At 40.2% G+C, this 26,063-nt stretch carries 16 protein-coding genes, 1 other RNA gene and 2 pseudogenes; 4 read left to right on the top strand and 15 right to left on the bottom strand.

Going from position 1 to position 26,063, the window contains the following annotated elements; translation table 11 throughout:
* Window positions 1-309 precede the first annotated feature (309 nt).
* The 4 genes from ABJE44_RS15620 to ABJE44_RS15605 form a co-directional block, all read right to left on the bottom strand.
* Window positions 310-585: a helix-turn-helix transcriptional regulator gene (locus ABJE44_RS15620; RefSeq protein WP_348110009.1), complete on the bottom strand. Its 276-nt coding sequence runs from the start codon at window positions 583-585 to the stop codon at window positions 310-312.
* Window positions 582-950: a type II toxin-antitoxin system RelE/ParE family toxin gene (locus ABJE44_RS15615; RefSeq protein WP_348110008.1), complete on the bottom strand. Its 369-nt coding sequence runs from the start codon at window positions 948-950 to the stop codon at window positions 582-584. The genes ABJE44_RS15620 and ABJE44_RS15615 overlap by 4 nt, the downstream gene beginning before the upstream one ends.
* A gap of 351 nt (window positions 951-1,301) precedes the next feature.
* Window positions 1,302-2,399: an L-dopachrome tautomerase-related protein gene (locus ABJE44_RS15610; protein ID WP_348110007.1), complete on the bottom strand. Its 1,098-nt coding sequence runs from the start codon at window positions 2,397-2,399 to the stop codon at window positions 1,302-1,304.
* Window positions 2,400-2,435: 36 nt separating this feature from the next.
* Window positions 2,436-3,080 (bottom strand): peroxiredoxin-like family protein, encoded by a 645-nt coding sequence (locus ABJE44_RS15605; RefSeq protein WP_348110006.1) that lies wholly within the window; start codon window positions 3,078-3,080, stop codon window positions 2,436-2,438.
* A 140-nt stretch (window positions 3,081-3,220) separates the two neighbouring features.
* Here ABJE44_RS15605 and ABJE44_RS15600 point away from each other — a divergent pair, with 140 nt between their 5' ends.
* Together ABJE44_RS15600 and ABJE44_RS15595 are read left to right on the top strand one after the other, a co-directional pair.
* Window positions 3,221-3,790, top strand: a complete 570-nt coding sequence (locus tag ABJE44_RS15600) for a TetR/AcrR family transcriptional regulator (protein ID WP_348110005.1) — start codon at window positions 3,221-3,223, stop codon at window positions 3,788-3,790.
* Between the two features lie 584 nt (window positions 3,791-4,374).
* Entirely contained in the window at window positions 4,375-5,613 is a 1,239-nt protein-coding gene (locus ABJE44_RS15595; RefSeq protein WP_348110004.1) for an aryl-sulfate sulfotransferase, read from the top strand.
* A gap of 402 nt (window positions 5,614-6,015) precedes the next feature.
* Here the strand turns inward: ABJE44_RS15595 and ABJE44_RS15590 are convergent, their stop codons facing one another.
* The 3 genes from ABJE44_RS15590 to ABJE44_RS15580 all read right to left on the bottom strand — a co-directional run bounded on the left by ABJE44_RS15590 (window position 6,016) and on the right by ABJE44_RS15580 (window position 12,671).
* Window positions 6,016-6,489 (bottom strand): hypothetical protein, encoded by a 474-nt coding sequence (locus ABJE44_RS15590; protein ID WP_348110003.1) that lies wholly within the window; start codon window positions 6,487-6,489, stop codon window positions 6,016-6,018.
* 364 nt (window positions 6,490-6,853) lie between these two features.
* Complete coding sequence (locus ABJE44_RS15585; protein WP_348110002.1) at window positions 6,854-11,158, bottom strand: hypothetical protein; 4,305 nt, start codon at window positions 11,156-11,158, stop codon at window positions 6,854-6,856.
* A gap of 286 nt (window positions 11,159-11,444) precedes the next feature.
* Complete coding sequence (locus ABJE44_RS15580) at window positions 11,445-12,671, bottom strand: DEAD/DEAH box helicase (RefSeq protein WP_348110001.1); 1,227 nt, start codon at window positions 12,669-12,671, stop codon at window positions 11,445-11,447.
* A gap of 249 nt (window positions 12,672-12,920) precedes the next feature.
* Here ABJE44_RS15580 and ABJE44_RS15575 point away from each other — a divergent pair, with 249 nt between their 5' ends.
* On the top strand, window positions 12,921-13,715 hold the full coding sequence (locus ABJE44_RS15575) for a hypothetical protein (protein ID WP_348110000.1): 795 nt from the start codon (window positions 12,921-12,923) through the stop codon (window positions 13,713-13,715).
* A gap of 100 nt (window positions 13,716-13,815) precedes the next feature.
* Here the strand turns inward: ABJE44_RS15575 and ABJE44_RS15570 are convergent.
* From ABJE44_RS15570 to ABJE44_RS15550, 5 genes and pseudogenes are all read right to left on the bottom strand, one after another.
* A pseudogene (locus ABJE44_RS15570) lies at window positions 13,816-15,304 on the bottom strand (IS66 family transposase).
* Window positions 15,305-15,372: 68 nt separating this feature from the next.
* Window positions 15,373-15,723, bottom strand: coding sequence for an IS66 family insertion sequence element accessory protein TnpB (tnpB, locus tag ABJE44_RS15565; protein WP_348109999.1), 351 nt, complete (start codon window positions 15,721-15,723; stop codon window positions 15,373-15,375).
* Entirely contained in the window at window positions 15,707-16,003 is a 297-nt protein-coding gene (locus ABJE44_RS15560) for a hypothetical protein (RefSeq protein WP_348109998.1), read from the bottom strand. Before ABJE44_RS15560 ends, tnpB begins: the two co-directional genes overlap by 17 nt.
* Before the next feature lie 557 nt (window positions 16,004-16,560).
* Window positions 16,561-18,096 (bottom strand): M12 family metallo-peptidase, encoded by a 1,536-nt coding sequence (locus tag ABJE44_RS15555; RefSeq protein WP_348109997.1) that lies wholly within the window; start codon window positions 18,094-18,096, stop codon window positions 16,561-16,563.
* Between the two features lie 369 nt (window positions 18,097-18,465).
* Window positions 18,466-18,873: pseudogene (locus tag ABJE44_RS15550) on the bottom strand (hypothetical protein); the annotation flags it as partial.
* A gap of 636 nt (window positions 18,874-19,509) precedes the next feature.
* Here ABJE44_RS15550 and ABJE44_RS15545 point away from each other — a divergent pair.
* Window positions 19,510-19,989, top strand: a complete 480-nt coding sequence (locus tag ABJE44_RS15545; protein ID WP_348109996.1) for a hypothetical protein — start codon at window positions 19,510-19,512, stop codon at window positions 19,987-19,989.
* 200 nt (window positions 19,990-20,189) lie between these two features.
* On the opposite strand, the gene ssrA is transcribed toward ABJE44_RS15545, so the two are convergent.
* From ssrA to ABJE44_RS15530, 3 genes are all read right to left on the bottom strand, one after another.
* Window positions 20,190-20,548, bottom strand: a transfer-messenger RNA (tmRNA) gene (gene ssrA / locus ABJE44_RS15540).
* Between the two features lie 263 nt (window positions 20,549-20,811).
* Complete coding sequence (gene sppA, locus ABJE44_RS15535; RefSeq protein WP_348109995.1) at window positions 20,812-22,671, bottom strand: signal peptide peptidase SppA; 1,860 nt, start codon at window positions 22,669-22,671, stop codon at window positions 20,812-20,814.
* Between the two features lie 247 nt (window positions 22,672-22,918).
* Window positions 22,919-26,044, bottom strand: coding sequence for an efflux RND transporter permease subunit (locus ABJE44_RS15530; RefSeq protein WP_348109994.1), 3,126 nt, complete (start codon window positions 26,042-26,044; stop codon window positions 22,919-22,921).
* Between the last annotated feature and the right edge of the window lie 19 nt (window positions 26,045-26,063).

The following is a 26,063-nucleotide window of genomic DNA, read 5'->3' as shown; positions in this document are numbered from 1 at the left end:
AGACCTGCATGAGCAGGTTAATTTAACAGTAAAATAGTTAGATCAGGGGGGGGGGCTTTTTGTTCTCTGTGAAGCGTAGCGCTTTGTGGTGAACTGCTTTCTAGTCTTTCGGGAAGCCGCATCTTTAACCTCTATGTAACTCTGGGACAAGCTTTTGTCTTTTGCTTTTCTACCAACTATTTACTGCTCAAAAGAATGGGTTCCGGCTTAAAAGTACACCGAAATGACGAAATCTTAAGCTGTGCTTTTTCTATCCCTAGCTACTATTCACTGCTCCATTCTGATTTTATCTGCTCTTGCTGCATTTACTCATACCAATCGGATTTCTATCTTTTTACCTAAAGCAGACGCAAAGCGTTCAAGTGTGGAGAGCTTTACGTCATCAGAATGGTTTTCAATTCTGGATATCGCACTCTTTTGAGTGTGTAGCATTTCGGCCAATGCTTGTTGGGTTATGCCTGATTCTTTTCTAGCCGCCTTCAGCATGATGCCAAATTTTAAATTTTGGTAACCTTCATCATATCCTTCGGCAAAATCCTTATCATCGGCTTTGCGTTTGGCTACGTACTTTTTTAGATCGCTCATTGTTTTTTCCTCTGTAGATAATCTCTACGTCTTTGTTCTGCAAGTTTGATGTCTTTGGCTGGCGTTTTTTGAGTTTTCTTTTGAAAACAATGGTTAAGTACTACTAAGTTATCACCATCGAAAAAGCCTAATAATCTAAAAATATTATTGCCCACTTGCGCTCTTACTTCCCAAATGTCTTGGGTATTAACCAGCTTCTTTAAATAAGTAGTAGGAATAACATCTAGCTCTTCAACCAATTGTAAGACCCAAGTTATTTTTTGAGCTTGCTTTGCTGTTAATGAATCTAAGAACTCAACAACGGGTGTTTTACCTTCTTGTGTTGTATAAAAATTAATAGTTTTTATCTCAATGTTAACATCCATGTTAACATCCATGTGAACTTCTGCAAGTTTCTAATAAGGTATTTATAGATAAGTGATGATAGATACGTCCAGTATTAAACGCGTTGAAATGAATATACTGGGAGTGTCATCAATAAATGGTGTGCGGAGGGGGGAATTAAAACAATCCTGTATTTTTTCTTTTCTCTGTGTAGCGCTCTGTGGTGAATAGCTTTTTAGTCTTTCGACGAAGCTGCATCCTTAAACTCTGTCATGGTCCAGTACAGCTATTTACTACAGATTAAAGTTTAAGATTGAAGCGTTACACTCTTTTTTAAATAAGTGTATAACGCTTCAAATTTTTACTTAGGATGCGCGATATTACCGGTCTAATTATCGGCCGGTGTTGGCATCAGATAATGCCTTAAAGCGTACGACTTTAAATTCGCCCTGAGTACCGTCTTTGCCGTTATTTAATACCGGAGAGCGGTGCAGTTCATTCACAGTGCCATAGATGTAGTTATCTACGCCAACTGCAAGCCCATCAGGCCAAGACACGTCATCGCGCTGAATAAGGGGGTTATATTGACCATTTGCTTGAGTGTAACCGATTGCGTCACTTGTTATAGAAGTAACATACACATTGCCAGAGTTATCGATTGTTATGCCATCAGAAATGGGCTTGTCACCATAACGCTGCACTTTTTTGTCTAGCGCTTGGTCTGTTAGCGTTTTATCTAATAAGTCTTTGGTCGCAATTCGGTACAAGCTTGTGCCAGACATTGAGCCGTAGTAAAGGTAATCAAAGTTACTGTCTATGGTAATTGGGTTCACGCCCATGCGAACTGGTTGGCCGTTTAGGTACACAGTTTGCTCATCAATGACCATATCGATGTCTTCTGCTTTAGTTGACTTAGATTCTTTCAATACACGACGAGCTTTGCCGGTTTTCAAGTCAACCACAACGATTGAGGCCGTGCCCGTATCAGCGATGTAGATTGCGTTGTTTTTGCTATCAACCGCTAAGTCATTTAGAAAGCTGGAGTCTGTAATCACAGGCTTAGCCAAGTAAATGATTTTATGCAGTTGTTCTTTCTTGGTGTTCCATCCTACTAACCGGCCTGCGTGGTCAGGCCCAGATGTGTCTAACAACCACAAAATGCCATTGGTATCGATATTTATTCCAAGTACCCCGTAAAGACCACCAGACTCTCGGCTTTGAGCCGCATACGCCCAGTTTTCATTGGGGTAAGGTTTGGTTGTCCCATCTGGTAATAGCTCAACGACTCGTAGAGATTTGCCATAAAACTGGTGAATACTCAGAAATATTCGGCCATCAGAGCCCACCGCAATGTTGCCCGGGGGCGTTTCGGCACTGAGATTGGCAACTACTTCAAGTTGCCTTACTTTATCGGCTGCTGCAATGTTTAGGCTAAATGCACTGGTAGCAATCATAGCGGCCGACGCTAATAGTTTGAATGAACGAGTCATTTTAACGTTTCCTCTTAGTCAGTTATTGCCACGTTTTTAGATTTGCTGCAACGATTCAAGCACTTCGCTTGGCTCTGCGCGCTGTGTGTAATCAGCATTTACATCAGCAAATACTATTTTGCCAGATGGGGCGATGACATAAGTTGCTGCATAAGGTAGTTCGAAAGCGCCTTTACCGTTATGAGCTTCTACTTCAATGCCAAAACCACTGTAAATAGGCTTGATTGAGTCCGGAAGAGTAAACACTAGACCTAAGGTTTTAGAAAACTCAGAGTTAGGATCAGACAATACAGAGAAGGTTAGCGCATTTTTTTCTGCTGTTGAAAGTGATGCATCAGGTAGCTCAGGTGTAATAGCCAGTAAGCTAGCACCTTGTGATGTGATGCCGTCAAGCACGCTTTGGTACGCACGCAATTCTAGGTTGCAGTATGGGCACCAACCGCCACGGTAAAATGTTAGTACTACTGGGCCTTGAGATAGCTTTTCTGACAACGTAATTGAGTTGCCAACTTGGTCTGAAAGAGAGAACTCAGGAAATACGTCACCCACTTTTGGAGCAAGCTTCTCAAGCTCTTTTGCTTTTAGCACTTCGACTTCAGCCAGCATGACAGATAGCTTTTCAGCAGGGATGTTTTTAGCAGATGCTTCGCGCACTTCAGTTAACTGCTCTTTAAGACTCATATTATTTTCCTTGGGATTAAATTTATTTTTGAATGAACGTTCAAAATGTTATTTCCGTAAGCAATGTTTGTCAATATCAATTTGAATAACCATTCAAAATGTTATTAAATATCCCCGAACTCAATAAAGTAATGAGCGTTATGGCGATTAAAAAATTCGATGTGGATGTCGTACTTGAGCAGGCAATCAATACATTTTGGCAATATGGTTATCATGGAACGTCTATGCAGCAATTGTTACAAGCCACGGGGTTACGCCCTGGTAGCTTGTATCGAGAATTCGAAAGCAAAGAAGGCTTATACTTGCTTGCTCTGAGTCGCTATGCGGCGGCCACTATTACGACAGTAAACAAACGTATACAAGGCAGTTCAAGTGTTCTTGATGGCATAAAGTCGATACTGGTGGACTTGTTCGAAGAGGCCAAAGCCAAAGATTACTGCGGTTGCTTCTTAGTCAAAACGCAATTGGAATTGTCTGCACACAATGAGTCGATACTGACTAATGTTTCCGAAGAATTTGCAAAAATCGAAGCCAATTACTGCGCTAACTTAAAGACAATATTCTCGCCTGAAATCAGTGTGCACTATGCAAAACAGCTCATGCTCATCATTTTTGGTATTCGTGTTTATAGTTATCAAACTGAGCAACCTGAAGGTGTTGAGGAATTCATTTTATCCATATTGCCTTGGTTAAAAGAGGACCTTGCTTAACAGTATTATGTGAGGTTAGCTTGTATAACTTGGGCCGGTGCTGCTCAGCAAATTAAAGCCGCGAGCACAGGTACTTCAAGGTTTCCCCCGATAATGTACCTTGAATTGAGTAGGCTAAGGTTTTGAGGTTTTAGGTTCATAAAAATATAAAATTTATAGATGAGGGCAGGGTTTAAACTCGCCGGATATTAGACTTTTTTCCTTGCTCTCTCTTGAGCGAAGTAACTCTTTAGTGATTTAACCTTATATCTGATGTGTAAACTTATCCCCTTTAGCTAACCACTTTAAAAATCTATTTTGTAATTCTCTGTCGCTCATCTTAAGAGTCTTCATGGTCTGTTTAAATCATAAGGTATTACACAGGTCTAAACTCTTTGCGCGTTTTATCATTTAAAACTTTACCACCGGAAATGTGAAACCTTTGTGCAAGTGAAGGGCATTTGTGAGTTTATTGTTTTAAGTAGGTCATAGTGACTTAAATGTTCGTCAGCAATCTTGAAACTATTAGCTGCAACCCGCTGTCGCGAGCTTTCGAGTGAGTCACATTTTGACTTTTTTATATTAATTTAGTGAAGCGAGGTTATATGAAAACCTATAAATTATTGTTAGTGGTGTTGGTAATGATGTCATTGTTTAGCTGTAGTTCCGATACAGATAATTCAGCAGAGGTGGAAGATACAGAATCTGACGAAGTCGAAACCTATATTTTAGTAGAAGTGACCAATGGCGGCGGGGTTTATTTAATAAACCAAGATGGCGAAGAGGTTTACAATTTTGATCTGAATTATACCTTAGGCAACGACGCTAACCTTGAAGATGACGGTAGTTTAGTGGCGATTGTTAAAAGCAATAATACTGATATTACCTTTGGCGGTTATGGTGGCAAGTTTATAAAGCAAAATGCCGATAAATCCATAGAGTGGGAGGTAGAGTACGCATCTTCTGAATATAACGCTCATCACGATGTTGAGACCTTGCCCAATGGCAATATTTTGTTTCCAGTATGGGAAAAAGTCTCGGCGGATGACGCAACGGCAGCAGGCTTTAGTGGCGGTTTTGATATCTATCCGGAGTCTATTGTAGAAATGGATCCGCTAACCCAAGAGGTGGTATGGCAGTGGCGAATGATGGACCACGTTATTCAAGACCACGATAGTGCCCAAGCTAACTTTGGCGTAGTGGCGAATAACCCGCGAAAAATAGATTTAAATTACAACAGCAGTCAAACTGACGGCGACATTACCCACGCAAATGGTCTTACTTACGATGAAGAGAATGACCTGATTTACATGACGGTAAACTACTACAGTGAAGTATGGGTAATAGACCATAGTACCACCACTACCGAAGCTGCTGCAGAGCAAGGTGGTGATCAAGGTTTGGGTGGTGATTTAGTTTATCGTTTTGGTAACCCTGAAGTGTACGATAACGAAGTTGGGGAGGTAACGTTAAATCGCGTGCATTACCCAAACCTACTAGACAATGGCAATGTGCTGGTATTTGCCAATCAACTTAACGCAGGGCAATCTGAGGCAATTGAATTTGATTTGCCCGATGAGTTTTCGTTAGAAGTTGGAGTTGATAACGAGCCAACCATCGCTTGGAGTTTTACTGATGAAAATTTGTATTCGGGCTTTATTTCTAGTGCCGTGCGCATGGACAATGGTAACACGCTTATCGCAGAGGGAGTGGCAGGAACGCTATGGGAAGTAAGCGATAGTGGCGAAATCATTTGGCAGTATCAGATTGTAAGCGAAAATCTTTGGCGGGCCTATGTGTTTTCTTCCGAAAGTTCGGCTATTCAAGCGCTAGATATAGAGTAAAGCTGTTATCTTGAAGGTTATGCTAACTATAACGGCTAGCAATAAAGCAGCCTACAGAGCAAATTAAAATTTAATAAAGTGGAGCTACTGTAAGCTAGGGAATTGTCTATTGTAGCTTCCCCTAAAGTACTATGAAACCTGTGGCATCTTGTAACTATTCATGACCCTATATTTGATGAGTAGACTTATCTACCTTAGCTATCCACCTTGAAAATCTAATTTGTAAATCTCTGTCGCTTATCTTAAAAATCTTCATGGTCTGTTTAGATGCAGATTGGTTGCGACTCATTATCAATCCGTGACTTTAAATTTGGGATTAAATATAACCATAACTCAAGGTTGTGTAATTCAGGGGGGGATCTAAGAAGTTGTATCTGTTTTTGTCGTATTAATGTCGTTTATCTAGTGGGTCTCATCAATGTATTGCTCGGTAGTTTTAACATGGGAATATTTTCCGTTTAAATTAAAGGCAACTACTACATCGACATAAACTCCTGTGTCCCACTTTGGTCCATCCATAGCACGAAAATCAATTTCATATACTTCCTGTGTTGAATAAGGTTCTTCTGTAAGCTCAGAAAACCAGATTTCTTCATTATAAATTACATAAATATAACTAGTGGATAGAGTAGTTACTTCTCTGTAATTAACATCAGCCAAGGTGGCAATTGCTCTCAATGAGGTATTTTCCCCCTCATCTCCTGGTTGAAAATCTCTCCAAAGATAGGGATCTAAAATGATAGTGTTTTCGCCAACTTCTGTTTCTGTGGTGACAGAATTTAACTCAGAAATAGTAAGTTGGGAGTATTCTTTATCAGACTCACAGCTGAATAAAGCAAGTACTGAAAGCATTGAAGCTAGAGTTTTAAATGTCATTTTAATCTCCTGTTAAAGGATTAACTTACTAAAGCTAGCTGTTTGAAACTGTAAACATTTGTAATTCAGCTTTTATATTGAAATGCTATCTGCTAACAAAGATATTTGAGCAAGATGGATATCGGGGTCATACCTCCTAGCCGCTTTTTTGCTTAAAGAATGGATTCCGGCTTAAAAGCTTACAGTAATGACGGGATACTTCTCTACCTGTACCCTTTGATTTCAGTGATCGGTAACTCAAATAGTTAGCTAGGGATGAACACCCGTAGCCACAGCAACAGTAGACCAAGTAAGCGAATTAAACATATTGATTTGCAGTTTTAACCTTATCAATTTTCATTATGGTTTAACTCGCTTGTTCTTGTTATTCCTTAGGCAAAATCTCTACATCACGCAGGCTAGACAAGTTTTGAATTAATAAGGGAGCAACGCCGAGTACGGCGGCTAAGGTACTCAAGACCGAATCAAATGCTATATTGGCGCTGAAAATAACCAGAATAAACAAGATGGCTACCAACATAAATAAAGGGGCCCGTAAACTTTGCCACAAACTAGTTTGTGTTTTATCTATCCATTTTTCTACTTGGCTGCTGGGTTCAGCCGTTAAGATAAATTGCCTAAAACTTTCATTGACTAAGTGCCAGCCACTGTCTCTATATATCAATCCACGGCGTTGTAAATGACCAATGGCCTCAACATTGGCTGGGTTGAGTTTAGCGCCATGGGCTAATTGCAGTAGCGTAAGGCGCTCGTCGGTACAGCATTGCTCCCAGCGTAAACGATAAGCAGGGCGAGCATGATGCACAAAAAACTCCACGATTTGCTGGGGTGACCAATAGTCATTTAATTTCAAGTCTTGCTCGGTAATACTTTGTTTTAGTTGCTCTTCTTGCTGCTGTAATTTAATGGCTCTATGATAGGTAAGAAATACCTCTTTAATTTGTTTTAGCTCAGGCCAATGGGTTGATTCGTGTATTAACATCGATACGGCATCAGGAGACGTGGTTAAGGTACTTTTTTTGCTCGCTACCCAATAATAGTGCATGGCATAGTCGCGTAATAATTTACTCCATTGCCACAGCTCTCTTTTATCAGGCGCTTCTTTATCGTCATGAGCAGGAAAGTTATCGGCTTGACTAAGCAGTAACATCGGCGACACTTCTGACACAATAATCAAGTCAATTTTTTGTTGTTGTAAGTGTTTAAGTATTGTCAGTGCTTGGGTACGATTTTCTCGCTTAAATACGCTTTGTGCTAGCCCTTGAATGACAATGAGTGGGGTTTGAGCTTGGTTTTGAAGCCCAAGGATCTTAGTTTGATTTACCTGCCCTTCAGCATCTATCCAATCTTCTATATAGCTGATGTGTCCCTCGTATATGGGGATTTTCTTAGCGCTGAAAGCATTTTCTAAATCTAACTGACTTAACTGACTAATAAATTGTTGCCGCATTTGGCCACGCATTTTTAATTCTTTTAAACGCTGCCATATATATTCACTGTGCTGCGATTCTGAAGGAGGTCTAAGGCGATAACTATCAAAAATATGCTCACCTAATAATTTACGACTAACTAAAAACAAACCAGCAAAAAATATCCCCATAATGACTAGCGCTGTAATGAGGATTATGTGTGGTAAAAACTCCCAACTGGCGGCTCGCATAAAGCGATTCGGGTTGTATTGTAATGATTTTTCTTTTTTGTTTTGGAGGTTATTGGCTGCCTCAAATTGATATTCGGCGGCAACATGAGTTTTGAGGTTTAAATTTTTGATAATCGATTTTAGAAAAGGGTCATTATTGGCGTTGCTATAACCGGTTGGGCTATCGATTATAGTTATCCAGCTACCCGTCACTTTAGTATCAGCCGAGACCATTCCTGGAAATAAATCTTCATGCACAATTTGCGGCGAGGCAGGTGATAAACCTGGCATATCACTCGTAGATGGCTGCATTATTTCTCTATAATGCTTAGCTTGTTGTGCCATTTTTTGCTGTTGTACTTGTAAATATTGATTTTGAAAGGTGGCTTGTCCGGTAAGCATATAGCCGTTAACACTGTTAATTAGAATGACCGCTGGCACCATAGTGATGAGATAGATATTTGCTGCCAAATACCAAAGATAACCCAATGATACCCTGCGGTTTAATAATGCAAGACTGTTGTTTTTAGGGGAGCTTGAAGGATGTTTTAGTTGGCTTTCTTTGGTTTTTATCCACAATAACAATGAAGCCACTAAAAAGAATGCGACTCCAATCACTAAGCCAAGCGGTGTAGTGTCATTAGCTTGAGTTAAGGAGTGTATGCTGGGGGGAAGAAACAACAACACAAAACAAATAAGCAACCCAAAAATAAAGGGGATAAAAAAGGGAGTTCTAAAGACAATGCTTGGTTGCGGCAGAAAACGCTTAACTAGGGCTTTAAAAGCTAGTTTTTGGTTATGAAAAGCAACGGGTACAAGTCTATATTGCAGCACAATTAAGACCAGGCTCAAAGTCAAAAAGAAAAAGGCCAAGCGTGGTAGAACGTTGTTAATCACACCCATACTCAACAATTGCATGATACAAGCAGACCATATCCATAAGGCAAGCCATTTGTACCTGACACGAAAGGCCAAGGGGTGGTTGTCATCATGTTGATAATGAATAATGCGTGCCCACAAGCCTTGTAGGCTTAAATAGCGGCTAAGTAACACCAAAGGGATAAGTAAAAATAGGTATAAAATAACGGCAAGAAATACCAATAACATATTTACTTGAGAGGCTTCCTCTTGATTATAAAAGACCACCAAACCCCATTCGGGGATATCTTCATGTAACATACCAATAGTGACGTTATGTGGGGCATGACGATACTCTAGTTCCAATTTATTGGGGGGTTCTACGTCTAAATCTGTCAAGTGCGCCATAGTGGTAAGCAATTGTAAATTGTGGGCATTTTCTGCAAAAAAGTTTTCTACTAAACTACGTTCCTCGTCGCTGTGATATAACACCTCACCTTGTTGATCAATAACTGCAAATCCGAAGTTATTAGGTAAAATACGCTGATTTAAACTCGTTAATGTAGTACCAATTGAACTGAGGTACTGAGTGTCTTTTTTACTATCCGGGTCCTCAACTATGTGTTTAAACACTAATTGACTATTAAAACGGGCATCTCGAATATTGCGGATACGTTGAATGAAAAATGGTTGGCCCTCCTTGGATTTATCTGTGTCTTCTTTATGTTCTTTTCCTTTCCAGTTCCAAAGATCGCCGTGCCAGCCTCGCTGATAGTATTCACGTCCTTTTAAATCCGTTAGCTTTGTATTGTATAGGCCTTCATGGGGACGATATATAGTTGGGATTTGCTCATCATCAAAGCCCGAAAAGTAACCATCTTTGTTAAGTAAAAACCAATTCTCGATAAAATAGGGGGGGAACTTATTAGATTCTGTTGTGGTGGTTTCATCAGATTCTGTTAATAACAGGCAATTTCTTAGCTGTTGAGATTTATCTGCGTTATGGGCAAGTTCGGAGCCTGATGGGCCTTCACAATGGGTATTTCCCTGCTGTTGGATATTTTCAAAATAGGTATTATCGACTTCAATTAGTTTGTTCAATTCTTCGCTAAAATCTTCCCTGATCATTTTGTGCAAACTTTCGCTTTGAATTGCCTTTTGTTGTAACCAATAACGATAAAAAAGTTGATCAGAAATGGCGATGGCCAGTACACCGAATAAGATAAATAGGCCGAGAATGAATTGGCTTACATCAGAGCGTGAGTAGCTATAAGTTGGGGCGCAATATTGAATTTTTAATATAGGTAATATTGCGACTAGCAGAACTAGGCAAAGCACAGCCCATAAAGCAGTGGTATTACCGACTTTTAAGTTGTTTAATACGACGTCTTGTTTATCAACAAAGGCTAACAAGTAAATATCCTTTGTTGAGTGTGAGGGGCTTTTTTCATCGGCCAAATTCAGCTTGGTTAACTTTATTGGTTGTCGATAAATTCTCAGATGGAGGCCTGCTATCTCTCGGTCTATAGAATCACTTACACGTGTGTCTGTTCTCTCTAGATAAATTTTAACATTTGAAAATCTTAAGTCAGAAAGGTTTTTTGCGAGATCAGTATGGCGTTTTTCTGCCAAAATATTGCCTTTATCATCACTAATTATCAGTAAGGGAAAAGGACTTAAATGGCTTGGGATAAGATCAGAAATAGGTGTGGTTATTTTTAAATCATCAATTTCAATTCTAATAGCTTGTTCATTTGGGTCCAACTGTAAAGCAAACTCAGTGCTATCTGTTTCTATAGAGTTAGCGCTTTCTGTTTCTTGAGATTTATTGCTATTTTTGAGGACGTTTAAGTGTTTAAAGTTTTGTGTGGCGTTGAGCAGGCTTTTAAATTTATTAGTGTCGAGATTGGAAGTAGTATCAACCTGCTTATTATCGGACTTACTGGTTTCTTCAGCCTGATCTTCTATAAATTCTTGGCGAACACTGGTGCTGAGTAAATTAAGTGATTGCTGTAAACTTTTTGCCGCTTCGTTTAGTTGCCGCAAATAACGGTGGTTTTGTTGAATTTCATTTTGTTGAATTTTCAAAAAATAATAAGCCGCAGCCACTAAAATAATAATGAGCAATAAAATACTGTAGCGTTTAAATGGGGATTGTTTTTTTGTGGGCATAACTCACACGTCCTTGGTAAATTATTTGTGCAGATATTATGGTTTAGTAAGCATGGTTGTGCAAATTTCATACAGGTAAATATGGTGCATGTAAGGCGGTGGTGTAGCCTAAGCTAGATTGTATGAGCGAAAAGCTGGTGAGTATAAGCTAATACATAGGGTATTTAGGTGGCCCTTCAATCAAATATTTGCAGAGTGTAAAGCTAATAAAATATGAGAGTTTATTTGTATCTCGTTGTTTTTAAAACATTAAACAACGGCTTTGCTTAAGCTCATGTTATCACTTTTATCTTCTTTTTTTCTTCGGCTTGATCCCAAGTGCTTTGTTTCTGGCGTGTTGTTTACCTTTATTACTTCTTTTGGCCGGTTGGTTTTGTTTCGTTAAGTCGGGTTCATAACCCGGCAGCCACTGTTGTAATAGTACGCTATCGAGTACTTTTTCAACTGCTTCTAACAACCATTCTTCATTTGGACTCATCAGCGATATGGCTAACCCTGTATTTCCAGCTCGACCTGTGCGGCCAATACGGTGAATATAATCTTCGGCAACATAAGGCAGTTCGTAATTGATGACATATTTCAAATCAATGATGTCAATGCCTCTTGCTGCTACATCGGTTGCTACTAGCGCTCTGGTTTTACCTTGTTTAAATTCTGCGAGTACTCTTTCTCTGGCACCTTGTGACTTATCACCGTGAATAGATTGAGTTGATATACCGTCTTTGCACATTTCTTTAGCGAGAGCATCAGCCATTTGTTTGGTGCGAGTAAAGATTAATACTTGATGCCAGTTTTTTGAGCCGATGAGATAAGACGTGAGTTCTCGCTTGCGATCACTATCAACTGTGTACACCAGTTGGTCAACTTGTGTGGCTGCGGCATTGCGCTCACTCACTTCGATAAGTGCAGGGGTATTGAGTAAGGTTTTACTTAATTTAAAAATTGCGTCATCGAATGTTGCTGAAAATAATAAGGTTTGCCGTTTGTTGGGTAGGCGTACTAAAACTCGATTGATTTCACCTTTGAATCCCATGTCTAACATGCGATCGGCTTCATCAAATACAATGGTCTGAAGTTGGCTTAAATCAACGCTTCCTTTTTCAATATGGTCTAACAAGCGCCCAGGTGTTGCTATCAAGATATCCACGCCTTTCTCCATCGCAGATAGTTGTGGGTTAATGCTGACACCACCATATGCCACCGCAATGTTAAGGTGAGTATTTTCAGCATAAGCCACAAAGTTCTTATACACCTGTTGGGCGAGTTCTCGAGTGGGGGTTAATACCAGTGCTCGAGTAGGTCTTTGTGTATCAGTAAATTTTATTAGTTGTTGCAGTATGGGAAGGGCAAATGCCGCCGTCTTGCCAGTGCCTGTTTGCGCGCCAGCCATAATATCTTTACCTGCAAGAATAACGGGGATAGCCTGTTGTTGTATTGGTGTTGGGCTCTCGTATCCCAACTCTTTGATTGCATCAGTTAGGGACTTATCTAATGCTAATGAAGACAAACTCATATATGACGTTCACTTTTTAATTACCTGTTGTCTTTATATCATTTCTGCTCTGGCATGTAAGTGATAAACCTAGTCAGCTTTGCTACGGGTTTTAGTTACCTAATGTAAACGTCAAACTTAGATTTTGTAGCTCTGTATGGCGGTTGTTGTAACGGGCCTCTGAAATGGTTACGATTAAATAAGTATTTCAGATTTTGTGATTTTGGTCGCATGTACTGCTTGTTTGCCAAAAAATTAAAGGACTTTCTAATGAGCGAAAATAACACTTCAAAATCATTAATATTTATTGTGTTACTGGTTGCTGTCGGGGTGGGTTTTGCAATCATCACCATGACAGGAGAGAAAGAAAACACAGAACACCCAGATAACTCTGAGGTTATAAATGAGACTCAGCCTACAATCGAACCTAAAGAGGAAGTTAAGGCTGAACCCAATCCCAAACCTATAAAGCCAAAAGAAGAAGTTAAAACTGTTCCGAAACCTATAGAGCCCAAAACTATTCCAGAACCTAAAGCTGAAATTGAAATCGCTCCGGAGCCTATCGAGCCCAAAGAAGACGCTAAAATTGAACCAGAACCTATTTTACCCACATGGGATATATTCGAATCTGAAAACGAGACAACAGGTGAGAAAACAGCCATTGCTTATTCTCCAGACTCATATCCAGAGCCAAGAATGCAAGAACCCTACTCGGATATAAAAGGATGGATGGCAGTGAGTTGCAACAGCGGCTTCGAGTGGTCTTATTTTGGATTCTCTACCCCGCCGAGTATTGCTAAAAGCACTAAAAAAGACGGTTATGACAAAATGATCGTGAAAGTTAGCTGGGATGGCAAAGTTGAAAACCTAATATTCAACCAAAAATGGGGTGATAGGTTTTTAAACTTTAAGGAAAGTGTTTTTGCCATTAAAAAAATTCAAAAATCAAATTCAGTGTCATTAGACCTAGATTGGGAAAGCCAATCAAAGGTTCGGTTTACATTCTCCCTCAATGGCGCACCAGCTGCATTAGATAAAATTAGAGGCATGTGTGCTAATTACTAAAGGCTATTAATATCAGTAGCACTTTTCTTGGTTAGCACTAACGCCCCTCCACGATAATTACGTAAGCGTTCGGTGATGCCACCTAGCCTTTCGCAAATCGCTATGGTAGCAGTTGCTCGATATCGGTGTTTTGGGCTGAGAGGTTTTCAAGTAGGTACATCATATAGTCGAACGGCGTCAGTCCGTTCGCCTTTGCTGTTTCGATAATGCTGTACAGCATGGCACTGGCCTCAGCGCCTTTGGCTGTTTGACTAAACAGCCAGTTCTTGCTCCCTATAACGAAGGGCTTGATTACCCGCTCAGCTCGGTTGTTGTCAATGCTCAAGTGACCATTTTGCGTGTAAGTATTGAGCTTGCCCCACTGATTTAAACAGTAAGTGATAGCTTCACTTAATTTGCTTTTAGCCAACATTTGCGATTCTGATTTTATCAACCACGCTTCGAACTGTTTGAGCACGGGGATGCTCTTTTCTTGTCTTATTTTCTGCCGCTCTTCAGGTGTACTCGCTTTTATCTGCGTTTCAATACGATACAGTTTTTGAATATGGTTAAGCGTCCAGTCGGCTCTGCCGCTAGATTTTTTACCTTGTGCGGTTTTGGCTTCAACGAATTTACGCCTAGCATGGGCCCAGCAGCCTGCGAGTGTGGCTTGAGTTTATGGTAGCCCGCATAGCCATCAACTTGCAGATAACCGGTGTAACCTTGCAAATAACCCACGGCACATTGACCCGCACGATTCGGTTGATAGTCGCACAGTACGATGTTTGGGATGTCGGTATTAGGTAATGTTCCCTTAGGCGAATCTGCCCCTGAGGTATACACCCACATATAACATTTAGCTTTATCTTCACTGACCACTGTTAAGGTGGTTTCATCCGCAGCAATAACGGGCTGGGTAAGTATCAATTCGTGTAAACGGTCATATAGCGGTGTGGGAAGGTCAGCACACGTTATCATCCAATCAGCCATGGTTTTTTGCGGCTCAATTCAATGCCATATTGTTTGAACATGGCTTCTTGGCGATATAGGGGTAACCAAAATTGATATTGGCTGGTGATTATTTGACTGAGTAAGCTCGGTGTCGCATACCCTTTGGGGATAACGGAAGCTGGCACCGGCGCTTGTTTGATATGATTACTAATACCACCTTTTTCACACACCCGGCACGCATATTTAGGGCGCACATGCTCAATCACTTTGACTTGGGCTGGGATAAACTCAAGCTTTTCGCTTTTATCTTCACCTATCTTGTGTAATTCACTGTTGCAGCAAGCGCAGACTTTATCTTCTTCTGCGATATCATGGTTAATGACTTCACGAGGTAAGTCTTTGGGTAACGGCTTACGCTTAGGTTTGTTGCGCATATAGCTGATGACTTCTTGTTCAACCGGCGTTTCAGCAACCAGCTCTTCAGCTTCATTAAACAATTCACCTTGACCAGGATGACCTTCGCTGCTTGCCCCAAACTGTTTTTGTTGGGCAAGACGAAACTGCCCCTGCAAATACGCTATCTTGGCATCCTTTGTTTCAAGTAAGGATTCCAGCTCGGCGATACGTTGGTGTAATTGAATTTCATTCATGTCGCTCATTATAACGTTAAGTGACTGTTTTGAATTAGATTAAAACGTGATCGTTAAATGCTGCTTATGATCTCATGTTATAATCCAGAGGCAGCGTAATCCAAACTGCGGTGTCCAACGACATCATTGCCACCGAGCAACCATGTTAATTGTTGTTCGCTCAAATTAGTGTGTTTGAGTTCGCCACACTTAGGCCATTTGAAGCGTTGTTTCTCTAATCGTTTGTACCATAATGCAAAGCCGATTTTATCCCAATATAATAACTTGAGCTTGTCATGTTTTTTGTTGCAGAAGATGAATAATGCGCCGGAGAATGCATTTAATACGAGTTCACTTTCGATAATCGCTAGCAGGCCATTAATCGATTTTCTAAAATCAACATGCTCAAGTTGCAAATAAATATCATCAGGCTCAACAAACATTCTCATGATTGCACTGCCTTAACCAAACAGGTTCGCAAGGCGTTGAAAAAGATAACGAAAGCTCCCCCAATCTGACAGATAGTGATGGCTGAGTAGTCGTATCGATAGCAGGCTTACTAGCTTTCACAAATCGAGGCGGATTATCTGGCTGTTGTAATCGGCCTCGAAGTTTATAAAAACTCGATGTGCTCACCCTGAAATTTTGACAGAAATCAACAATACTTAATTCGCTCGATTGTTGTTGGGAAATCAAATCTCGCCACTCACCTAGTGATTTATGCTTCATAATACCTCCGATTAATAATGAGAAGGCATTTTCAGACTAACAAGCCCTAACGGCTAGATGCGGTTAATCGGACGGATGCAGTAATTAGATAAAATACACAATCAAAGTCCACGAAAAATGATGTGAAAGGGGGGGCCCGCACTTAGCAACAGCCTGTTCAAGACAATGTTTTTAAAACCGAGTGGGTGTTTGAGACAGTTAAATGCTGATCTCATTAGGGCCAGAGAGTACACCAATTAAACCGCTCTCAGAATAGGCCGGATATATGTCAGTACGACCCTTAATCATTCATCGTCAGAGTTGATGTGCTAATAAAAATAAAGAAGTAAACATCTTCTAATTGAAGATGAAGGTAAATATTGCCTTGACGATAGTGGAGCGTCCATATATGTCTTTGTAATTTTTTGAAAGAAAAAAATGCTATTATTAGAGGTGACTCATAGTCCCTTCTAGGGACTATGAGTCACCCCTCCAGCTCTTTCGGTAGTTGCTGATTTCATGCTTAAAACTTTTAGAGTACGTATTTACATTACATATTATGTTCTGATGATATGTTTTTAGCCTCTAGTTCCACCGGTTGAACAACGAGGAATGTAAGTTGCTGTAACTGAGTTTGATAGCTCTGTACAAGCATCATCCGTATCAGTCACACAGGCTTTTACCGCAAAATTAACATCAGTATCACTTGAAGATATCGTTATCGCTGCGGAGCCGCCGGTCCAAGTGCCATATAAATATGGACTGGTCATATTCGATGAAGATGAACGATATACCCTATAGTAGTTAGAGCTGCTGTACGTAGTAAAAGACATTGTATTCTGACCATAACATACATTGCTGCTTATAGAAGCCGTTGGGTCATTGTCAAATTCCGCCGTAGTCCTAAAATTTGAAACTGTAGTGTCCCGAGCTAACAAACGTCTCTCATTGTCAGCTAAGGTGGCATTACCAATACTGTAACCATCAACTGATTGATCATCAGATGACCAGTAAGGTATTCTCGGTGTAGAGGTATTTTCGCTATTATAAGAGAGGACAGTTCGATGAACTCCCTCTAAAAGATATCCGTGATAATAATTATTAGATGGCGACTCTTCGTAATTATGATTCATGCCTATTAGGTGACCAAGTTCATGAGCAAACGTATAATTTGTACAAAAAGTTTTCACCACCATAAAGGCTTGGTTAGCTGAGGCCGTGAGAGTAGCAACGCCACAATATCCACCATCTGAAACAATCATCGCAACTATATCTGCTCCATATGCATTTCTTAAATCATCTGTTTCAGGTACAGTTCCATCTTTAAGATCATCCAAATATGTAAAGATATCGTTTGCGCTTTGCTCATAAGAAGTTGGCCCCACATAAACGAGTTGCGCAGCAACTGCAGAATCTACTCCATTATTTTCCATTATTGTATTAATTTGATCATGCATAAGCATTATTTGAGCTTCTATCGCAGATTCTGATCCCAACTCATCTAATGCATTATCAGTATATACAACTGCAATATCTATCACATTACTAGCAGCCAATGATGATGACGAAGTAATGTAATTATTTGAGTCATAAGTAGATTCAAATACACTATCATCGTATGAAGTACTCGCTTCGTCACTTAGATCTTCTAAAATTGGCTCTTCTGGCAGATTAACCTCATTATTTTCTGTTAGAGAATAAATATCATCAGATATCGGCAAAATATCGTATATTTTTCCACCAGCAAATAAAATGCCTACAAAGGTTCCGTCAGGCGTGCTCGTTAAGGTCAGTCGATCTGTTGATGAATCAAGACTCTTGGAGTTAATAATGGTATGTCCTAAATTATTTTTCCTGCTTTTAATGTCTGAAAAAGTTAATAATCCAATATCTAATAGCTCTATATCAAAACTAGAAGTAGAATTACGAAACGCTGACTCTTCCAACTTAATTATTTTTTGATGATGTGATTTATTACTTAACTTCTTAATTCTCTCTTTTTGTTTTGAACTAAGGGTATCGCTATCGATATAATTGAAAAGCTTTTTATTGGCCGCATTTACGTTTAAGGAGCCCAAAAAAAGTGCTACGAGTAGAATGATTGTATGCTTCATTTAATTTCCTTTTTACTGAATTTATAATATACCAACTCAAATGTAACCTTCGCTTTTAGAGTCATTAAATTACCATTCATCACTAGTTCATTCAAGAATTAGTTGTTGATAAAATCACCCGAAAAATAATTTTTACCTGATGCCAATATTACAAAGACACACATAGCAATTAAATACCCAATCGCAGCTCTATCAACAAGTTATAAATTTCAGGTATCTCTAATTCTCGAGGTCTAGTTTGATGAAATCAGACGTTGTGTGGATTGTTACTGCAGGTAACACATTTAAATTTTTACTCAACCTTGAATTTCAAACAGCAAGAAGCTCCAATGGTTTTTGGATGCTTTAATATAATGAAGTTTTAGATGTTTAGGCCGATTGAAGTAACGCTCTGGCCTTTGCCATTCCTCGTATTCGTTGATGGTCTGTGTGATGTTTGAATTGTTGTAACATGTACTCACTGCCAACTGCGGTATGAAAGTGCTGTTCAAATTCTGTGGTGATGGTTAACCACTGCTCTGAATTAATGCTTATTCGTTCTAGAATTGGGCTGTTATGGTTTTCGATATACCCTGCTTTATCTTCTCGAATACACCTGCCTGTACAATCTACTAGTTCACAGTAATCTATTAAGCTATAAGCAATGCCTTTGGGCATGTTTTGTCTGGAGTTACCCACAAAGCTCATGAGCTGTTTAGGTTGTTCGCCTTTGATAAGAGCATGTATTCGAGTTTGAACACTGGTGTGTTTGGAGGTTTCGGGTGTAGTTTCCATCTTGGGAAGATTAACATGACAGTCATCGGAGCCAGTGCGGGGCTGTATTGCATATCAATATTAATACTGATTAAGTCAAGGTTATGTTAGTCAGTCTACATAGTGGATTGGGGGGATATTAAAATTTTTAGTTATTGTGCTTTACGACATCGCCCACCTAGGTTCATTTTTACGTATGACATTTTGAAAACCTAAAAAAACACTTAGGTATAAGATTAAACAACTTTAATAAGGGGGAGGGGGTATGCAAAAGTCTGAGGGTTCTTATGCGGACACCGCCACCCTAGCAACGTGTTTAAAATTTCTGTAATTTTTAGGGAGGGTAAAACACATTACTTCGCGTGGTACTTTAATCGAATAAAAATAGCGCGATTGTCTCACTTGGCTAAATGCTCTACTAGCAAAATAAAAACGCCTGCGCTGCCAGATAGAGCAGCTGCGCGCCTCAGCTAAGTGCAATTGGTTTTGGGTATATTGCTCTGTAAGCAATTAGGCCTGAATAAGCAGCGGTATTAAATTTGGATACTGATTCATATATTCGATGTCATCGTAGCTAGTAGAAAAGGACATTAATCCACTTTATCCGTTGGAATTTTTCTATTATTGTACGGTTAATTATTTTCTTAGAGTAAGCAATATATGTACTTTTTAGATATGGCGTTGGCTACGTATCTCGAAATAATATCAAATTCATTACAAGATTCGATGTCTCAGCTTCAAGGAACACAAGTTGAAGCAAGGCGTGTTCAGCACAAAGGCCATCAAATATCCTACTCATATCAATTGTGGAAAGTACAAAATAAATCCGTTTGTTCAAATCACTTTAATGATTTAAATGAGAAGTCTCTTTGCTCTCAGGCTGCAAAAGAGATGTTCCGCGACATGTGTTTTCACCTTCAAAATAATAAAAAATCAGGATGGCGTTATACCAAAACAAAAAATATGTATTGCAACGCGGCTTCAAATTATAAGCCTGTTATAGCAACCGTTTCTTTTGACGAAAAAACAACAGAACAAAAGAATAAAGAAAAATGCAGTATTGCTAGGTTACGATTATCACAGTCACCAACTGCAAAAAATTTAAAGCTTAAAGAATCAGCTTGTTCGCCCTCTGAGTAGGTACAGCCACTCTGCTAAACCGTCTTTTAATTTCTTAAATCCTTGTCATCGAAGATGAAGCTCTTATACCCTCTTGCTAATCGGTGGGGGATCTTTTTATAAATTCGAAGTATGTGACTAAGCTTCACACTTTTGATGTCACATTGGAGACTTTCTGAAACGAAAAAACCTCTAAGCCAAATAACTTAGAGGTTTTAATGTGGTGGAGCTGGCGGGAGTTGAACCCGCGTCCAGAAGACGTCAACCGTCGGTACTACATGCTTAGTTTGTCTTTTATTTAACTACGTGGAACTCCGACAAACAGGATTTCGTTGTAGCTGGCCTAATACTGTTTCGCGGTTCACCCTTAGACAAGGTTCCCTCGCTATCCTGCTGGGATGACCTTCCGAACCTCTACTAGCAGAAAGAGTATGAGTGGAAGGGCTTAGCCGGTTATTAAGCGGCTAGAGCGTAGTTTTCGTCGTTTGCGACTATTTAAAATGCGGCTTTTTAAGAGGCAAACCGCTCCTCTGCATGCACCTAAAGCATCTAGAATCCTGTCGAATCCAAAATCAGCCCCAAATGTTGTTGGCTGCAAACTGCCAACGTCCGTATTCTAACATAGCCTAGTTGGCAATGAATACAGTGATTTGATAAATGTAAGGTCTTCAGTCACTTACTGGACTTGTTTGCTTATAAATTGCTCAAAATGTGTATCGATAAACAGTTGGTTTAGCCGTAGGCGATATTTTAATCAGGGTAGGAGAGGTTTTGACAATAAAAAGCCCAATAAAAATTGGGCTTTGATAGTTGAGTAAAGACTGTAGTTAACGCATATGCTGCCTATTGCTCACAGGTCAAACACATTGCATATACACCTTTAGGATCGTTAAGTTTACTGACCGCTTCAATATCAGCTGTAACGGTTTTCACTAAATCTAATAAAGCATTATCGTTTTCTAATGTGAAGGCGCCATCAAAGGTAACCGCTGCATTTTGGAATAATTGTTTCCAAAATAATTCACTTTGGCTTAAAGAGCGTTTGATGTATTGGGTGTCATATTCTTGCAAGCTAGCGAGTTCAGCTGCAGCTTGAATACCATCTTGCAGGTAACCTAAATCATCAACTAACCCAAGTTCAAGGGCTTTATCGCCAATCCAAACACGGCCTTGGGCAATGCTGTCTACATACTCTTTTGTAAAGCCTCTTTTGTCTGCAACTAAAGATATGAATTGGTCGTAGCCGTGCTCAATTCCTCTTTGCATGATTTCGCCCATTTTGGGGTTAAGGCTGCGGGTGACACCCATGCCGGCAAATTCTGTAGTGCCCACACCATCAGTATGCACGCCTAGATAATCTAGCGTGTTCTCAAAGGTGAAGAACATTCCAAAAATACCGATTGAGCCAGTAATAGTGCTTGGCGCGGCTACAATTTTGTCTGCACCCGCTGAAATCCAGTATCCACCCGACGCTGCATAGGTACTCATAACGGCAACTACTGGTTTGCCCACTGCTTGCAGGTTTTCAACTTCTTGACGGATGATTTCAGAGGCAAAGGCGCTGCCCCCTGGCGAGTCTACGTAGAGCACGACTGATTTAACTGAGTCGTCTAGACGGGCTTTGCGTAACAATCTTGCTGTACTGTCGCCGCCAATTTCGCCAGGTTTTTTACTACCGTTTAAAATGGTTCCTTTGGCTACCACTATGCCGACCTTATCTGTATTGGTTTCAATGGTAGGTAAAGGTGGGTTGATAATGCTTAGGTAGTTTTTGTAACTAATGCCGTTGAAACTAGTGCCGTCATCATTTTTGCCTACGGTTGCGATGATCTCTTGTAATACTTCTTCGCGGGTTTTAAGGGCATCTACCCAACCAAAATCTAAGGCGTACTTAGCAAAGTCTCCACCAACTTGTTCAAATTTTTCTAAAAAGACATCAAGCTTTTCGTCAAAGTTGCCTTCGTCAATGCCTCTAGCTGCGGCCACAGCGGTTTTGTATTGGCTCCACATACCATCTAACCATGCTTTGTTAGCGACTTTTGCTGCATCAGACATATCATCACGAATATAAGGTTCAACTGCAGATTTATAGGTGCCAACTTTAAATACGTGGGTTTCAGCTTTGAGTTTTTCGATGGCCGATTTGAAATAAGTACCGTACCTTCCATAGCCTTCAAATAACATAAAGCCCATAGGGTTAAGGTAAATGTGATCAGCATGACTGGCTAGGTAGTATTGGGTTTGAGTGAAGTAATCCCCTATAGCAAAAATGGGTTTTTCGCTTTCTTTAAAACTATCAAGGGCTACGGCTATTTGCTCAAGTTTGTCTAAGCCTGCACCACCAAGACCGTGTAAATCTAAAACTAAGGCTTTGATCCGTTTATCTTGTTTAGCATTGTCGATTGTCAGTAATACATCTTGCAGTAGTACTTCTGGTGAGTCTTCTTCATCTTCGAAAGCCTGTTGCATGAACTCTTCGAAAGGGTCGACCGCTTTCTTTTCAATAACTACATCACCTACTAGTTTTAGCACTAAGGCTGAGTCTGTAGGAACGGTTATTTTATTGTCGTCTTTCATAATTGCAGAAATAATGACAATTAATAGTATGATAAAAATGAGGTTAAAAAATAATTTACGAGTGAAATTAAGACCAGTCCACAGACCGACAAATAAAGATTTTGTCCAACTTTTTCCAGCTGCCATAGAAAATAGATACACTAATTAAGAAACATTAATAGCATCCTATCTAAAAAAGTGGGTTGAGGACATTTGCAAATGTAATTTTTTGTAACTTTTAGTTCTGTAGGTGAATTTTTAAATAATTAAGCTGTATATTGGTTGAAATTCAGACAGTTTAGATAGTGTTTACATAAAACCAGAGAGTGAAAAAAGCAGCTCTGTCTAAAAAAGTACAAAGCTGCTGTATTTATATTATTGAAGCAGAGCCAAGTTAAGCTCTTTGCAGTTGTTCTTGGGCTGGGCCTGTTCTATCAGCTTTATTACCTTTTAAACGCTCTACCAACATATAATTGATTGGCACTAGAATCAGGGTAATGAAAGTGGCAAACAATATTCCAAACCCCAGTGATACTGCCATAGGGATTAAGAATTGCGCTTGAGTTGATTTTTCAAACAATAATGGCATTAGTCCAATAAAGGTGGTTAAGCTGGTGAGCATTATCGGTCTGAAGCGAGATGCCCCTGCAACCAATACCGACTCCAACAACGCATAACCTTCTTCACGCTTTTTATTGATAAAGTCCACCAGTACTAAAGAGTCATTTACCACTACCCCTACCAGTGCCAACATGCCTAATACACTCATGATGGTGAGGCTCATGCCCATTAGCCAGTGGCCCATTACCGCACCTATCATGCTAAAAGGTATAACACTCATAACTATGATAGGTTGAATGTATGACTTAAACGGAATAGCTAACAAGCCATATATGGCAAAGAACACCATTAATAACCCAACGCCAAGTGAAGAGAATGATTCTCGCTGTTCACGGGCTTCCCCTTCCATTTTATAACTAACTCCCGGGTATTGGTTGACGACTTCTTGCACAAATTCAGTTAAGTCAGCTTGCAGAACCGTCATGTTGGTATTTTCTTTTTCAACATCAGCAGTAACGCTTACTGTACGAAAACGGTCGATACGCGTGATTTTTGCCGGGCTTTTACCTGGCACTAAGGTAGCAACATGGGCCAGAGGAACAGCACCTCCTGCCGGTGTTTCAATCAATATATTCTGCAGGTCTGAAAGTGAGCGGCGTTCGTCGATTGGCAACCTCACCATAACCCGAACGTCGTCTCTGCCCCTTTGAATGCGCTGTACTTCGCTACCAAAAAAGGCATTACGAACCTGACCTGATATATTCACTCGAGTTAACCCTAACGCTTTACCTTGCTGGGTTAACTCAATTTGTAACTCTTCTTTTCCATCAGATAAGCTGTCTGCTATTTCAAAAACCGTAGGGTAGGTGGCTAATCTGTCTTTAATTTTATCGGCTATTTCTTGCAGAGTCGTTTGGTTATTACCGCTAAGTTGAACATCGATTGGGTCCGATGAACGGCCTGTTTCTGCACGGTAAGTAACACTTTCAGCACCGGGAATAGGGCCAATTAGTTCTCGCCATTCACGAACTAAATCAGCTGAGGTAACCGATATTTCCCTTGACTCAGGAGGGGTGATTTCAAACCTTACCGAACCAACGTTTGATGAGCCGCCACGGCTTCCTGTTGAGGCTAGCACATTGAGAATGACGCTTTCTCCGGTATCTTCATCCGTATATTTTTGTTGTAATTCTTGAGCTTTATCAGCCATTTTAACTATGAATTCATTGGTCACTTCAAAGGTCGTGCCTGTTGTCATGGTTAAACTTGCTCGCACTGTTTCACTCGGTACCCGAGGAAAGAATACAAATTTGGTCCAGCCACTCATAAGCAGAGCCAAAATAATAGAGAAGGTGCCGATAAATACCGCTAAGGTTGATAATTTGTGGCGTAAGCTAAATTTAAGTAAGGGTTGATAATACTTTAAAATAGCGGCTTCAAAGCCATCGGCAAACTTTTGCTGCCATTGCTCAAGACGATTACCTGGCCCGCTTTTCTCATTACGTAACTTGATACGCTTAAGGTGTGAAGGCAATACAAACTTTGATTCAATTAAAGAGAATAGTAATACAGGAATTACCACGACTGGAATTTGCGAGAATAAGGCGCCGCGATTGCCTTCTATAAATGCAAAAGGCATAAATGCTGCCACTGTGGTGAGTATGCCAAACGTCACCGGAGTGGCGACTTCTTGGGTGCCTTTTATAGCCGCTTCTTCTCCTGATTTTGCGGTTTTTAAGTGGGTGTAAATATTTTCCCCTGTGACTATGGCATCATCTACGACTATCCCTAGTACTAAAATAAATCCAAACAGACTCATTACATTTAACGTTACACCAAAAATAGGCATAGCCAAAAACGCGCCCATAAACGAAACAGGAATACCAATAAATACCCAAAAGGCTATAGCAGGGCGCAAAAATAGCGTTAATAAAAGTAGCACTAAAATACCACCTTGCAGGGCGCTACCGGTTAGGGTCGCAATACGGTTTTTTACGATTTGCGAGTCATCGTCCCAGTAACTCAATTCGTAACCTTCTGGCAAAAGCGGTTGTTTTTCTTCTATGTACTGCTTTACCTTATCGGCTACTTCAACAGCACTTTGTTGACCAATACGGTAAACATCAATAAAGGCGGCGCGTTTGCCATTAAAGCGGGTACGTACTGGAGTTTCTTCGAAACCGTCTTGAATATTTGCAATATCTTTTAGGCGAAGTATCGACCCATCACTGTTTGTTTTAACGGGAATGTCGGCAAATTGGTCGGTGCGATAAGCTAAACCTTTTGAGCGGATCAACACATCTCCACCGTCAGTTTTTATGTTACCCGCAGAGATGTCGCTACTGGAGTTGGCTACCGCATTTGATATATCTGACAAGGTTAGCCCATATTGACGAAGTCTATCTTGAGGGATCTCTAGCGCAATTTCGTAATCACGTACCCCAGCCAACTCTAATTGGGTAATACCGGGTATGCGCAGCAGGTCATCACGTATCTGCTCTGCAAACTCGTTTATTTCTTTTTCTCCATACACACTAGAGATAGACACAGCAATCACTTCGCGAACTCTTTGAGCCAAAGATACAACTGGGTTTTCTGCATCCGCAGGAAAGGTATTAATGGCATCTACTCGCGACTTGATATCGGCTAGGAGGTCTCTGGCGTCGTAGTCGGGATCAATTTCAATACTAACACTCGCAGAGCCTTCAGATGAGACACTGGTTATTCTTTCAATACCCTCTAAGTCTTGAACCGCCTCTTCGATGAGGATGGCGACACCGAGTTCGGTATCTTCTGGTGTTGCGCCCCTAAGGGTTACCGATACACTAATTTTGTCTGTCTCAAATGAAGGAAATACTTCAAGCGGAATACGGCTTGTTAAGCTGTAAATACCAGCAAATAGAATAGTTATCATCAGCAAGTTTGCTGCAACATGATTTTTGGCAAACCAAGCAATCATCTCAATTCTCCAGTGCTAT

The sequence above is a fragment of the Paraglaciecola sp. genome (genome assembly GCF_039942875.1).
Classification (GTDB): Bacteria; Pseudomonadota; Gammaproteobacteria; order Enterobacterales; family Alteromonadaceae; genus Paraglaciecola.
Note: the sequence above shows the minus strand (reverse complement) of the source record. Positions and strands in the feature narration are given on the sequence as shown.

Excerpts from the sequence above, each read along its gene's own strand:
- ABJE44_RS15545 (WP_348109996.1), top strand. The coding sequence starts at position 19,510 with ATGTACTTTTTAGATATGGCGTTGGCTACGTATCTCGAAATAATATCA.
- ABJE44_RS15605 (WP_348110006.1), bottom strand. The coding sequence starts at position 3,080 with ATGAGTCTTAAAGAGCAGTTAACTGAAGTGCGCGAAGCATCTGCTAAA.
- ABJE44_RS15615 (WP_348110008.1), bottom strand. The coding sequence starts at position 950 with ATGGATGTTAACATTGAGATAAAAACTATTAATTTTTATACAACACAA.
- ABJE44_RS15595 (WP_348110004.1), top strand. The coding sequence starts at position 4,375 with ATGAAAACCTATAAATTATTGTTAGTGGTGTTGGTAATGATGTCATTG.
- ABJE44_RS15585 (WP_348110002.1), bottom strand. The coding sequence starts at position 11,158 with ATGCCCACAAAAAAACAATCCCCATTTAAACGCTACAGTATTTTATTG.
- ABJE44_RS15600 (WP_348110005.1), top strand. The coding sequence starts at position 3,221 with ATGGCGATTAAAAAATTCGATGTGGATGTCGTACTTGAGCAGGCAATC.
- ABJE44_RS15555 (WP_348109997.1), bottom strand. The coding sequence starts at position 18,096 with ATGAAGCATACAATCATTCTACTCGTAGCACTTTTTTTGGGCTCCTTA.
- tnpB (WP_348109999.1), bottom strand. The coding sequence starts at position 15,723 with ATGAGAATGTTTGTTGAGCCTGATGATATTTATTTGCAACTTGAGCAT.
- ABJE44_RS15530 (WP_348109994.1), bottom strand. The coding sequence starts at position 26,044 with ATGATTGCTTGGTTTGCCAAAAATCATGTTGCAGCAAACTTGCTGATG.
- ABJE44_RS15610 (WP_348110007.1), bottom strand. The coding sequence starts at position 2,399 with ATGACTCGTTCATTCAAACTATTAGCGTCGGCCGCTATGATTGCTACC.
- ABJE44_RS15560 (WP_348109998.1), bottom strand. The coding sequence starts at position 16,003 with ATGAAGCATAAATCACTAGGTGAGTGGCGAGATTTGATTTCCCAACAA.
- ABJE44_RS15620 (WP_348110009.1), bottom strand. The coding sequence starts at position 585 with ATGAGCGATCTAAAAAAGTACGTAGCCAAACGCAAAGCCGATGATAAG.
- ABJE44_RS15590 (WP_348110003.1), bottom strand. The coding sequence starts at position 6,489 with ATGACATTTAAAACTCTAGCTTCAATGCTTTCAGTACTTGCTTTATTC.
- ABJE44_RS15575 (WP_348110000.1), top strand. The coding sequence starts at position 12,921 with ATGAGCGAAAATAACACTTCAAAATCATTAATATTTATTGTGTTACTG.
- ABJE44_RS15580 (WP_348110001.1), bottom strand. The coding sequence starts at position 12,671 with ATGAGTTTGTCTTCATTAGCATTAGATAAGTCCCTAACTGATGCAATC.
- sppA (WP_348109995.1), bottom strand. The coding sequence starts at position 22,671 with ATGGCAGCTGGAAAAAGTTGGACAAAATCTTTATTTGTCGGTCTGTGG.